A 12,280-nucleotide genomic window follows, 5' to 3' on the forward strand; every position below is an offset into this window, starting at 1 on the left:
GTCTGTGTCAGTCCTGAGGTGAGAGCCGGAGGGGTCTGCGGAGCAGCGGTCGGTCAGCTGGTCCGGCCCCTGGCGTCGAACTCCTTCATCCGGTCGAGGACGCCGTCGGCAGTGGGGTGGATCATCTCGTCGACGATCCGGCCGTCCGCCAGGAAGATCACCCGGTCGGCGTAGGAGGCGGCCACCGGGTCGTGGGTGACCATCACGACGGTCTGCCCGAGCTCCCGTACGGAGTTGCGCAGGAAGCCCAGCACCTCCGCGCCGGAGCGCGAGTCCAGGTTTCCGGTCGGCTCGTCACCGAAGATGATCTCTGGCTGCGAGGCGAGGGCGCGGGCGACGGCGACGCGCTGCTGCTGGCCGCCGGAGAGCTGGGTGGGGCGGTGGCTGAGCCGGTCCTGCAGGCCGACCATCTCGATGACCTGCTGCAGCCACTGCTTGTCGGGCTTACGGCCCGCGATGTCCATCGGGAGTGTGATGTTCTCCAGACCGGTCAGCGTCGGCAGCAGGTTGAACGCCTGGAAGATGAAGCCGATCTTGTCCCGGCGCAGCTGGGTCAGCTGCTTGTCCTTGAGCGACCCGAGCTCGGTCTCACCGATCCGTACGGACCCGGAGCTGAAGCTGTCCAGGCCGGCCACGCAGTGCATCAGCGTGGACTTGCCGGAGCCGGAGGGTCCCATGATCGCGGTGAACTCCGCCTGCCGGAAGTCCACGGTGACCCGGTCCAGCGCGACCACCTGGGTCTCGCCCTGTCCGTACACCTTGGACAGATCCGTGGCGCGGGCGGCCACTGCGGTGGCGCGGTGAGCGATGGGGGTGGTGGTCACGAGGGAACTCTCCTTGCGGGGTGGTCGTTGGGAACCACCCCATCCTGTCCGCCGCCCGGTTACGGATCGTCAGTCCCGGTGCCCGTTCCCGAGGCCCTCTTGGGTCGGACCCCCCGGCCCGTCCCTCCTCCTTTGGTATGACGGCGTCCCTGAGACGAGAGCGGACGAGACCAGAGACGAGAGCGGGCGCGAGCTGAGACGAGAGAGTCGGGATCTGAGACGCGACCAGAGACGGGACCAGGGAGGAGACCTGGGGCTCGAGGAGGCGAGTTTCCGTCAATCCCATGGGGACGCGGGGGCGCCCGGGGGCAGCGCGCGGCGCGTAAGAATGCGCTCTTACCTGCGCTGACGCACCCTCAGAAGCCAATAAAATAAGACAACATCGGGCCAGAGGCCCGCGGGCGGGGTGATCCACCCGGATAGGCTCGGGTACCAACGCGAAGCCGCGCGTCACGCCCGGATGGTGGAAAGCAGACACGGCGAGCTTAAACCTCGCTGCCCCTCGGGGGCGTACCGGTTCAAGTCCGGTTCCGGGCACTTGACCGCCCACTTGGACCGTTCGCCGGGGCGGGTCGCGATCTTGGTCCCGCCGCCGGCCGGTCACGATCGTGGAAAGATCCTCCCCGAGCACTAGGGTGCTCCTTTTGCTTCCGCATTACTCTTGACTCCAAGGCCGCGCAGGGTGGCCATGGAGGAGTGAGATGAGGAGCAGTAACCCGGTCTTCTCGCGACGGGGGTTCAGCCGCGACAACGGCTACGCCGGCTTCAACGCGCAGCAGCCGCAGGCCGGGGGCCCCGCCGTAGGAAACCCCTACGCACAGGGCGCGGCCAACCCGTACGCGACCAACCCTTACGCACCCACTGACACGCAGTTCGGCGCCCCGGCGCCGGTCCGCACGGACGCCATGACGATGGACGACGTCGTCTCGCGCACCGCGCTCACCCTGGGCACCGTCACCGTCGGCGCCGTTCTCGCCTGGGTGGTGCTGCCTGTCTCGTCGACCAGCTACGGGCTGGCCATCGGGGCGGCCCTGGTGGCCTTCGTCCTCGCGATCGTCCAGTCCTTCAAGCGGACGCCGTCGCCCGCGCTGATCATCGGCTATGCCGCGTTCGAGGGCATCTTCCTCGGCGTCATCAGCGAGATGTACAACAGCGTCTGGTCGGGTGCGCCCTTCCAGGCGGTGCTGGGCACCTTGGCGGTCACTGGCGCCACGCTGTTCATGTACAAGGCCCGCTGGATCCGGGTCACCGCGCGGTATGCCCGGATCGGCATGACCATCGCGATCGCCTTCATCGTCGTGATGGCCGTGAACCTCCTGCTGGTGGTCTTCGGCGTCGCCGGAGACGGCGGTCTGCGCAGCTTCGGCCCGCTCGGCGCGATCGTGGGCATCCTCGCGATCCTGATCGGCTGCTTCTTCCTGACGCTGGACTTCAAGCAGATCGAGGACGGCATCGCGTACGGCGCCCCGCGCGAGGAGTCGTGGCTGGCGGCGTTCGGTCTGACGATGTCGCTGGTGTGGATCTACCTGGAGATGCTGCGCCTGGTGGCGATCTTCAGCGGCGACGACTAGTCGTCCTGCGCCCGGTTCGACCGGGCGTGACGAAGGGCCCGTACGGCACTGCCGGCCGGGCCCTTCGGCGTCTTGGGACCTAGAACTAGAGCAGTTTGCGCGCTGCCCGCCTCAGGTCGTACTCATGAATGATGGCTTTGGCGTGTCCGTAAGCGAGGTTGTGTTCGCTCCGGAGCCAGCTGACCTTCTCCTCGAAGCGGAAGAGGGACGGGCCTTCATCGACCGTGCGAAGCCAGTCGGAAATATCACGACCGGTGCAGTGGGGGATTCGGGAGAGCAGATTTCGATGGGTCTCTTCGGAGAAGACTTGGGACATCGGCGCCTCCGGACGCGTTGCGCGTGTGCTCCTTCACGCCACCGTGCCTGAGCGTTCGCGTATTGGCAACAGTCCGGGGGCGGCGCATAGGGTCGCGGGGTGCTGGATACGACTGAGTTTACGGCCGCGGTGGAGCGCTTCGCCGATCGTCTGCGGGCCGCTCCGCAGAGCCGCCTGCAGCGGGGCGCGGCGGCGGAGGGGCTGGCGCTGGCCAGGGAATTGGCACTGCGTGCCCAGCGGATCGAGGCGCCGGGGAGCGTGCCGAGGATCATGCCGGACGGAGGTTTGTTCGCGATCGCGGATCAGCTGATGGTCGCGGGCCATGATTTGGCTGAAGCGCTTCGGGAAGCCCGTCCAGATTCCGGCTCAGGTTCCGGTTCCGGCTCAGGTTCCGTGCAGGAGCTGTCCGAGGCGGTGGCCCTTGTGCGGGCGGCGGAGGGACGGGCGGGGCTGTAGCGCGGACTGCGCGGCGCCGCGCGGGGCCGGTGCGGCCGTTCTGCGGGCCGCGGAGGGACCCGCCTGCGGACGGGGCCGATCGGGGGCGCTGCGCCTGTGACGAGGCTGTTCAGGCCGATACGGCATCCCGCGAGGCCCGGGCCGTACGGCAGGGCGCAGGCGGGCCGTATTCGTACCGCCGGTCGGGGCTACGGGGCTACAGGGCTACAGGGCTACAGCGAGGCGATGACGCGGTCCGCGAGGATGTAGACGCTCTCCTCGCCGCACGCGAAGGTCAGGGCGTACGCGCCGGAGACGCTGGAGCCGCCCAGCAGGACCGGAATGTCGCCCGTGCGCAGGGCCTCGGCGAGCCGCTCGGCGGTCTCGCGGTGGCCGGGGGTCATACAGAGCGTCGTGCCGTCGGCGAAGACGTACACATCCAGCGTGCCGAGCGGCCCGGGGCGTACGTCGGCGAGCTCCGTACGCGTCTCCGCGAGCGCTTCCAGGCGGGCGACCGTGCGCTCGTGGTCGGTGACCACCGGGGTCTGGACCGGTACGAAGTCGGGGTGCGAGGGGTGCCGGCGGCGGGCCGCGGCCAGTTCGGGGGAGTCCTCGGCGAACTCCGTCACCTCGGGCAGCTCCGCCATGTCGTCGAGCGCCTCGACCGCCTCGAAGTCCATCGCCTCCAGGCCCACGAAGTCGGACTGGCGCGGAACGTAGAAGGGAAGCTCATCGCCCGGCGCGGCCAGGCCGCCGAGCAGCGAGGGCGCGTCGGCGACGTCGCGGGTCTCCTGCGCGGCCCAGAAGGCGCGTGCCTCCGCCAGCTCCCGCTCACGCTCCTCGGCGAGCGCCTCGGCCACCGCGGCCCGTATCTCGGCGGCTGGGGTCGGGCGGGCCTGCGGCACGGTGGCGAGGCGGCCGGTCCCGTGCGAGGCCGACAGCTCCGTGCGAAGCGAGGTGACCTGCTTGCGGAGCCCGTGCGCGGCGTGCAGCGCAGCGGCGCCCACAGCCGTCGCGGCGGCGGTGGTCAGCAGCAGGGCAAGAGACATGGCGCTCACTGACGTACTCCCGGTTTCAATCGATCCCCCGGACTTCCTACAACAGCTTGCGGTGAGCCCGCTCCCCCTGTCAGTGCATTACGTCACGAATTGGACAGGACTTTGGGCTTGGTGTTTAGCCGCATCACTACTGTGACCTGCGTAAATGGCTCTCCCCCAGGAGATAGGTCACATCCTGGGGGAGATTCAGTCACGACTTGAGTTCCGCGCGGGCCCGAAAAGGGTCTCTCATGGCCCTTCCGGGGCCCGGCAGAGGCTCAGTCGGTACTCAGCTGAGGCGCTCGATGACCATGGCCATGCCCTGGCCACCACCCACGCACATGGTCTCCAGACCGAACTGCTTGTCGTGGAACTGCAGGCTGTTGATCAGCGTGCCGGTGATCCGCGCGCCGGTCATGCCGAAGGGGTGGCCGACGGCGATGGCGCCACCGTTGACGTTCAGCTTGTCCAGCGGGATGCCCAGGTCCTTGTACGAGGGGATCACCTGGGCGGCGAAGGCCTCGTTGATCTCGAACAGGTCGATGTCGTCGACGGTCAGCCCGGCGCGGGACAGGGCCTGCTTGCTGGCCTCGACGGGTCCGTAGCCCATGATCTCGGGGGAGAGGCCGGAGACGCCGGTGGACACGATCCGGGCGAGCGGGGTCAGACCGAGCTCACGGGCCTTGGTGTCGCTCATGATGACGAGCGCGGCGGCGCCGTCGTTGAGAGGGCAGCAGTTGGCGGCGGTGACGAGTCCGTCGGGGCGGAAGACGGGCTTCAGCCCCTGCACGCCCTCCAGGGTGACGCCGGCGCGCGGGCCGTCGTCCTTGCTGACGACGGTCCCGTCGGGGGTCGTCACCGGGGTGATCTCCCGCTCCCAGAAGCCGTTCTTGATGGCTTCCTCGGCGAGGTTCTGGGAGCGGACGCCGAACTCGTCCATCTCCTGGCGGGTGACGCCCTTGATGCGGGCCAGGTTCTCGGCGGTCTGCCCCATCGAGATGTACGCGTCCGGGACCAGGCCGTCCTCGCGCGGGTCGTGCCAGCTCGCGCCCTCGCTCTGCGCGACGGCGGCGGTGCGGGCCTCGGCCTCGGCGAAGAGGGGGTTGTGGGTGTCGGGAAGGCTGTCGCTGTTGCCCTTGACGGACCGGGACACCATCTCGACACCGGCGGAGATGAAGACATCGCCCTCGCCCGCCTTGATGGCGTGCAGCGCCATGCGGGAGGTCTGGAGCGACGAGGAACAGTAGCGGGTGATCGTGCAGCCGGGGAGATGGTCCATGCCCATCTGTACGGCGACGATGCGGCCCATGTTGTGCCCCTGCTCGCCGCCGGGGAGGCCACAGCCGAGCATCAGGTCCTCGATGTCGCGCGGGTCCAGCTCGGGAACCTTGGCGAGGGCGGCCTGGACGATGGTGGCGGTCAGGTCGTCGGGGCGCAGGTCCTTGAGGGAGCCCTTGAAAGCGCGGCCGATGGGGGAGCGAGCGGCAGAGACGATCACGGCTTCGGGCATCACGGCTCCAGAGGGCGAGGCGGGTTGGGGTTGAGGGGGCTGGTTGGGAAGTTACCCGTACGTATGGCTTGGGTCACGGGGGGAGGCGTGTGATGAGGGCCTCTTTTCTAAGCGAGCGCTCAGTTGGCACCCCGGGGCTTCGCCCCGGACCCTCCCCCTACGCCCTGCGGGCGTGCGCCTACCCCGACTCCCCAAACGCCGGCGGGGCTGAATTTAAGCCCGTCCCGGGGGTTCCCCCCCGGACGAAGTCCGGGGGGGGGATCGAGGACATGCGGCCGAAGGTCGCATACGGGGGTCTGGGGGCTGGCCCCGAGTTACGGAAAGGGGCGCGCCCGGCCGACAGCCAAGCGCAGCCCTACGCCCGGCGTACCTTCGGCGAGGCCGGTTCCTCGGTCGGGACCGGGCCCGGCGCGGCTGGCAGGCGACGACGCCGGCGGTGCTTCAGCAGCGCCCAGGGCGCACGCGCACCCGTGACCTCCGTGCCCGCCTCCGCCGCCGCCGTGGCCGCCGCCCTCGCCACCGGCAGCATGTCCTCGTCCCGTTCCGGCTCCAGCCGGTCCGACTCCGGCCACAGGCCCAGCACCGCGCACAGCGTCGGCAGCACCGCCATCGCCGCCGTCGCGTAGCCCTCCGCCGAGGGGTGGTAGTTGTCCGCCCCGAACATCTCCCGCGGGTTCGCCGCGAACTCGGGACCCAACAGGTCGCCCAGCGACACCGTACGTCCGCCCTGTTCGACGACAACGATCGTCTGCGCGGCCGCGAGCTGTCGCGAGACCCGGCGGGCCAGCCAGCGCAGCGGCTGGTACACGGGCTCGATCGTGCCCAGATCAGGGCACGTCCCCACCACCACCTCCGCGCCGGCCGTGCGCAGCCTGCGCACCGCGGAGGCGAGATGGCGGACGGACTGCGTGGGCGGCATCCGATGGGTGACGTCATTCGCGCCGATCATGATCACGCAGACGTCCGGCATCCGCCCCCGGTCCGACAGCAGTAACGTCACCTGGCGCTCAAGATCGTCCGACTGTGCCCCCGGCAGCGCCACATTGCGTACTTCCACGGGCCGCTCCGCGACCGCGGCCAGCCCGGAAGCGAGCAGCGCCCCCGGCGTCTGGCCCGCGCGGCGCACTCCCTGCCCCGCCGCCGTCGAGTCCCCGAGCACGCACAGGTGCAGTGGATCGATGCGCCCGAAGGCCAGCCCGTACAGACCGTCGCCGCGCGGCGGGACCGGGGCCGTGCCCCCGCCCACCGAGCGTTTCGCCAGCTGGACCTCCGCCAGCACCACTCCGACGGCCGCCGCTCCGAGCAGGCCGATGCTGCCGCCGCCGTACGCCGCACCCGCGGCGATGCGTCGTGCCACCCTCGCCCTCGACACAGTCCGAGCCACCTCCAACCGCGCTACTTCGGTCATCAGCTAACTGCCCCGTCGCAACCGTCGCCCAATCACGTGCCGGTCCGGCTTACCCTGGCCGCATCACTACGGAGATCCCGGAGAACATTGTGCGCATCCACGACTCGATGATCAGTCTCGTCGGCAATACCCCGCTGGTACGGCTGAACAGCGTTACCGCAGGCATCCAGGCGACCGTCCTGGCCAAGATCGAGTACTTCAACCCCGGCGGGTCGGTCAAGGACCGGATCGCGCTGCGCATGATCGAAGCGGCCGAGCAGAGCGGCGCGCTGCAGCCGGGCGGCACCATCGTGGAGCCGACCAGCGGCAATACCGGCGTCGGCCTTGCGATCGTGGCCCAGCAGAAGGGCTACAAGTGCATCTTCGTCTGCCCGGACAAGGTGTCCACGGACAAGATCAATGTCCTCCGGGCGTACGGCGCCGAGGTTGTCGTCTGCCCCACCGCCGTCGACCCCGAGCACCCCGACTCGTACTACAACGTCTCGGACCGGCTCGTACGTGAGACCCCGGGTGCCTGGAAGCCCGACCAGTACTCCAACCCGAACAACCCGCGCTCGCACTACGAGAGCACCGGCCCCGAGCTGTGGGAGCAGACGGACGGGAAGATCACCCATTTCGTCGCGGGCGTCGGCACCGGCGGCACGATTTCCGGTACCGGCCGCTATCTGAAGGACGCCAGCGACGGCAAGGTCAAGATCATCGGTGCTGACCCGGAGGGCTCGGTGTACTCCGGCGGCTCCGGTCGGCCGTACCTCGTCGAGGGTGTCGGCGAGGACTTCTGGCCAAGTGCGTACGACCGGACCGTGACCGACGAGATCGTCGCCGTGTCCGACAAGGACTCCTTCCAGATGACGCGCCGTCTCGCCAAGGAGGAGGGCCTGCTCGTCGGCGGCTCCTGCGGCATGGCGGTGGTCGCGGCGCTGCGCGTGGCCGAGGGGCTCGGCCCCAACGACGTGGTCGTCGTACTGCTGCCGGACAGCGGCCGCGGCTATCTCTCCAAGATCTTCAACGACGAGTGGATGGCGGACTACGGCTTCCTGGAGGACGCCGGCCCGTCCGCGAGCGTCGCCGATGTGCTGCGCGACAAGGAGGGCGGCAAGATCCCCAGCCTTGTGCACATGCACCCGGAGGAGACGGTCGGCGAAGCGATCGAGGTGCTGCGGGAGTACGAGGTCTCGCAGATGCCGATCGTGAAGCCGGGCGCCGGTCACCCGGACGTGATGGCCGCGGAGGTCATCGGTTCGGTCGTCGAACGCGAGCTGCTGGACGCGCTCTTCGCGCAGCGCGCCTCGCTGGGCGACCCGCTGGAGAAGCACATGAGCGCACCGCTGCCGCAGGTCGGCTCCGGCGAGCCGGTCGGCGACCTGATGTCTGTGCTCGGTGCGGCTGACGCGGCGATTGTGCTGGTAGAGGGCAAGCCGACGGGTGTGGTGAGCCGTCAGGACCTGCTGGCGTTCCTCGCCAAGGGCGCCAAGTAGCCCGTACGGACGCGGGTTTCGCACAATCGGTACGCGCGCGTCACGTACGCGCAGCACCCGCTTAACACGGGTCCGGCACATTGGTGGGTGTCGGCAGGGGGACCGGGCAGGGATCCCGGCCGGCACCCACAGCGGCGTCTAGGACAACCGGAGCGGCTCCCGGACCTCCCAAGACGCCCTGGACGCGGAGACCGGCCCTGACCCGGACCGTGTCCCACGCGGGGACCGCCGTCGTCCCGCCCCCCGGGGCAACCCGGGGGTGCGGCGGTCCCCGCGCATTTTTGCGCCTGAACCGGCGCCGCTCTCGCGGACCAGGTTTTACGGTGTGCGGCATGGGTGACATCAACAACTACTGGACTTCGCCGCCGGATCGCATGGTGCACGGCGGGATGGGCCGCTGTGACATCACGATCCTTCAGCCCCCTTTCGAGGTGGACGCCCGGGGTCTTCCAGGCAACGACGCTGTCCGGGCACGTGAGTTCGCCCGGTCTTTCGGCGCGGTTGATGAGGTGCTGGAGGAGCTGGGCGCCAGGCCTGCGAATGAGGTGCTGTATCCCGCGGAGCGGGCAGATCTCGATGTGATCCTGGCCGGGGCGTGGGGGAACGTGCTGGGAATCAGTGACCCTGCGCTGGCCGACAACGGCAACAACACGCCGCTGTTGTATGAGGTGGGCAGGCTGCGGGAGCGGTATCCGGATGCGCGGATCGTCGGCCGGGTGGAGGTCGACTGCGGCGAGTCCCACACCGAGGACATCGTGTGGCTGCCGGACGGTGCCATGTTCCACGCCTCCGGCTGGCCCGGTATGGACCCGTGGGAGCTGGCCGGCGATCCTCACGCGGTTGCCGCCGCGCTCGGGATCACGGATCAGATGCTGGAGGACATCGACGTCGACCTGGACGCCGAGCCCGAAGAGGTGGAGTGGGCCGACTTCGTGTCCCTGGCCCTTGGGGAGGCCGACCCGTGGTCCTGGCCCCAGCCCGAGGCGAGCGTGTTCCGGGTCCGGCATACCGAGACCTACACCCGCCGCATGGAGAGGCTGTTCATCCCGGGTGACTGACAACTCCCCACTGTCCCACGCAAGTTGACTTGCCGACACGGTCTTATCCCTGTCTTACCTGCCGGTGTGGAGGTTTATGGTGGGCCGGGCGGCGCTCACGTCACGGGGGCCTCATGCGCCGCCCCACTACCCCTCAACGCCCCCACAACGAGGGAAGACAGAGCATTTTGAACAGAGCGCTGCACATACCGAAACGGTGGCGGCTGGTTGCCCGCTTCACGGCCGCCCTTGGTCTGGCCGGGGCCGTAATCCTCACGGGGCTGCCGGGCATCCCGGTCGAGCACGCATCCGCTGTGCCCACCTCGGCCAAGCTGAGGCCGGGGACCGGGAAGCGGTGCGACGCCAAGCACCTGGGCAAGACGTACGGCAAGACCCCGTCGAACTCCGGCTTCCCCACGAGCGCGGGGACCAACTTCGACAAGTGGAACGGGGACCCGAAGAACTTCAACTTCCCGCTGCCGGGTAAGGCGTTCGACGGGCTGAAGGCTCCCACGGCGGCGGAGCAGACGAAGGCGCGCTCCAAGAACCCGGATCCGGAGAAGAACGTCGATGCGTGGGAGGCCCAGGCCAAGGCGTCGGGGGATCCCGCCGACAAGGCGATGGAGATCTACGCCCGCTACCTGCTCAAGCCGCGCCCGCAGAGCTTCGAGCGCTGGTTCGACAAGATCTACATCCGCAACGAGATCAACAACAGCAAGGGAGCCTCGTTCGAAGGCCGTCTGGTCAAGGACTTCCAGCTCATCGGTCCGGACTGGCTGTGCGAGGTCTACGTCGACATCTTCGACGAGAACGGCAAGCGGATCGGGTGGCGCAAGTACGACGCCTACAACCAGCGCACCAAGGAGTTCAACGAGTTCAAGTCCAACAGCGAACTGAGAAACAAGCAGCTCACTCAGGACCGGGTCGTTGCGAAGTCCATGCCTGACCACACCTTCCGCTACAGCGGCGCGAAGAACTTCAGCAAGGGCCAGCGCAACAAGATCGACACGTTCAACCGCGAGGTTGAGCGGATGCGGCCGGGCAAGACGAACCAGGTCCGCGGCTTCCAGCGCCAGTACAACGCGATCCCGCAGACCAAGCCGATCCGTGGTTACTCCCGCTACGACACGTGGTTCGCGCCCGGCTGCCAGGGAGGACCGGCCGGACAGGTACGGCTCGCCGCCGCGAGCAACTGCGGCACCCGCGGACCGCTCAACGACCGTGTCAACGGGTCGGGCCGCACCCTGAACGAAGCCAAGCAGATCCAGGCCGAAGCCCGCCGTCTCGACACCCGCGGCACCCTCCCGCGCGGCGGCCCGGGTGGCGTGGACTTCACCACCCTGGAACTGCGCTATGTCGGCGGCCTGGCCAAGGGCAAGGGCATGCAGTACTCCATGAAGGCCGACATGATGCCCGTCTCGGACGAGAACCCGGGCTATGGCGGGCAGGCGAAGATGCAGCTCGCCTCCGACGCGATGTTCACGTGGCTGGCGCTGACGCCGGAGAAGTTCTGGGTCAACCTGAACCCGGACGAGCCCGACCGCATCATGGACTCCAAGTTCGCCTCCACCGACGCCGGCAGGGTCCTGCTGGAAGCCGACCTTCGGATGAAGCACGACTTCTACAACGCCATGGACCCCAAGACCGACCTCGGCAAGCGGTACTGGGCGGCCCTGCCCAAGCAGAACGGCTACCCGTGCATGCCGGGCCTGCGGAACTGGATCGAGCCCAAGCCCGCCAAGGTGCGCGAGCAGGACGGTGGCATCTACATCCTGGATGCCCCGCTGCGGCTGAAGTCGACCGCGCAGAAGACCATCACCCAGGGCCCGGGGGAGCCGATCTGCGACCCCGATGAGGCGGAGATCAAGGCCGCGCAGCGGGTCGTCGACTCGATGATCGTGCCCGAGGTCGAGAAGACCATCAACACGGCCCCGCAGTACGCCGACCTGCGCCGCGTCTACACCTCCCGCGTCGCCGCGGAGTGGATCCGGCAGCAGGACGCCAAGACACCGACCGACTTCCGGTCGATCATCAACAGCAACAACGTGAAGCAGTGGCCGCTGCGCGCCCCCAACCAGAACTGGGACAAGAACGAACTTTTCAAGCGGTACCGGAAGATCTACACCGACGGCGAGTTCACCTACCAGATCGACACCGACCACGGTGTCCAGGTGTACATCGTCGGCGGCGTCGACTTCTCCAAGCAGCCCAAGCGGAACATCAGCCGCGTCCGCTTCAACGTCGAAAACCGCACCCTGGACACGACCACCCGGACGTCCATGAAGTCGGACGACACCTCCTACCGGGACACCGACACCCTCTACCTCGGGGGTGACTCCTCCGGCGACACCAGCGGAGGCGGAACCGACCCGACCCCCACGCCGACGTCCCCGAAGCCGACCCACAGTGGAACCCCGACGCCCCAGCCGTCGGTCAGCCACTCCGGCGGCGACACGCCGGCACCCACCGAGACCCCGAGGGACCCCGGCGGCGACCTCGCCCACACCGGATCCGACACCCCCATCGGCCTGATCACGGGCATCGCCGCCGCGGTGATCGCCGCCGGTGCGGGCCTGGTGTGGTGGATGCGCCGCCGCCGGTCCGGCACCGAGTGATCTGACCGAGGCGCTCGCTTCACAGGTCAGGGCCCCACCTCGCGCCGGC

The 12,280-nt window shown here is 68.8% G+C and carries 10 protein-coding genes and 1 tRNA gene; 6 read left to right on the forward strand and 5 right to left on the reverse strand.

Features of this window, described 5'->3' with window-relative positions; all coding sequences use genetic code 11:
- Positions 1-53: 53 nt before the first annotated feature.
- Positions 54-824, reverse strand: coding sequence for an ABC transporter ATP-binding protein (locus OG729_RS23500; RefSeq protein ID WP_360883105.1), 771 nt, complete (start codon positions 822-824; stop codon positions 54-56).
- Between the two features lie 454 nt (positions 825-1,278).
- Here OG729_RS23500 and OG729_RS23505 point away from each other — a divergent pair.
- Positions 1,279-1,361: transfer RNA gene (locus OG729_RS23505), tRNA-Leu, on the forward strand.
- 164 nt (positions 1,362-1,525) lie between these two features.
- Positions 1,526-2,395: a Bax inhibitor-1/YccA family protein gene (locus tag OG729_RS23510; RefSeq protein ID WP_405807997.1), complete on the forward strand. Its 870-nt coding sequence runs from the start codon at positions 1,526-1,528 to the stop codon at positions 2,393-2,395.
- Between the two features lie 85 nt (positions 2,396-2,480).
- On the opposite strand, the gene OG729_RS23515 is transcribed toward OG729_RS23510, so the two are convergent.
- On the reverse strand, positions 2,481-2,711 hold the full coding sequence (locus OG729_RS23515) for a DUF4287 domain-containing protein (RefSeq protein WP_360883100.1): 231 nt from the start codon (positions 2,709-2,711) through the stop codon (positions 2,481-2,483).
- A 99-nt stretch (positions 2,712-2,810) separates the two neighbouring features.
- On the opposite strand from OG729_RS23515, the gene OG729_RS23520 reads away from it, so the two are divergent.
- Positions 2,811-3,167, forward strand: a complete 357-nt coding sequence (locus OG729_RS23520; RefSeq protein WP_405807998.1) for a hypothetical protein — start codon at positions 2,811-2,813, stop codon at positions 3,165-3,167.
- A gap of 212 nt (positions 3,168-3,379) precedes the next feature.
- On the opposite strand, the gene OG729_RS23525 is transcribed toward OG729_RS23520, so the two are convergent.
- The 3 genes from OG729_RS23525 to OG729_RS23535 all read right to left on the reverse strand — a co-directional run bounded on the left by OG729_RS23525 (position 3,380) and on the right by OG729_RS23535 (position 7,050).
- Entirely contained in the window at positions 3,380-4,204 is an 825-nt protein-coding gene (locus OG729_RS23525) for a hypothetical protein (RefSeq protein ID WP_360883095.1), read from the reverse strand.
- Between the two features lie 268 nt (positions 4,205-4,472).
- On the reverse strand, positions 4,473-5,693 hold the full coding sequence (locus tag OG729_RS23530) for an acetyl-CoA C-acetyltransferase (protein WP_405807999.1): 1,221 nt from the start codon (positions 5,691-5,693) through the stop codon (positions 4,473-4,475).
- Between the two features lie 355 nt (positions 5,694-6,048).
- On the reverse strand, positions 6,049-7,050 hold the full coding sequence (locus OG729_RS23535; RefSeq protein ID WP_360883089.1) for an SGNH/GDSL hydrolase family protein: 1,002 nt from the start codon (positions 7,048-7,050) through the stop codon (positions 6,049-6,051).
- A gap of 140 nt (positions 7,051-7,190) precedes the next feature.
- On the opposite strand from OG729_RS23535, the gene OG729_RS23540 reads away from it, so the two are divergent.
- The 3 genes from OG729_RS23540 (at position 7,191) to OG729_RS23550 (ending at position 12,231) form a co-directional block, all read left to right on the forward strand.
- Entirely contained in the window at positions 7,191-8,579 is a 1,389-nt protein-coding gene (locus OG729_RS23540; RefSeq protein ID WP_360883086.1) for a cystathionine beta-synthase, read from the forward strand.
- A 332-nt stretch (positions 8,580-8,911) separates the two neighbouring features.
- Positions 8,912-9,637, forward strand: coding sequence for a DUF6333 family protein (locus OG729_RS23545; protein ID WP_405808000.1), 726 nt, complete (start codon positions 8,912-8,914; stop codon positions 9,635-9,637).
- Positions 9,638-9,804: 167 nt separating this feature from the next.
- Complete coding sequence (locus OG729_RS23550; RefSeq protein ID WP_405808001.1) at positions 9,805-12,231, forward strand: hypothetical protein; 2,427 nt, start codon at positions 9,805-9,807, stop codon at positions 12,229-12,231.
- The last annotated feature ends 49 nt before the right edge of the window (positions 12,232-12,280 follow it).

Source organism: Streptomyces sp. NBC_00210, from assembly GCF_045160975.1.
Lineage (GTDB): Bacteria > Actinomycetota > Actinomycetes > Streptomycetales > Streptomycetaceae > Streptomyces.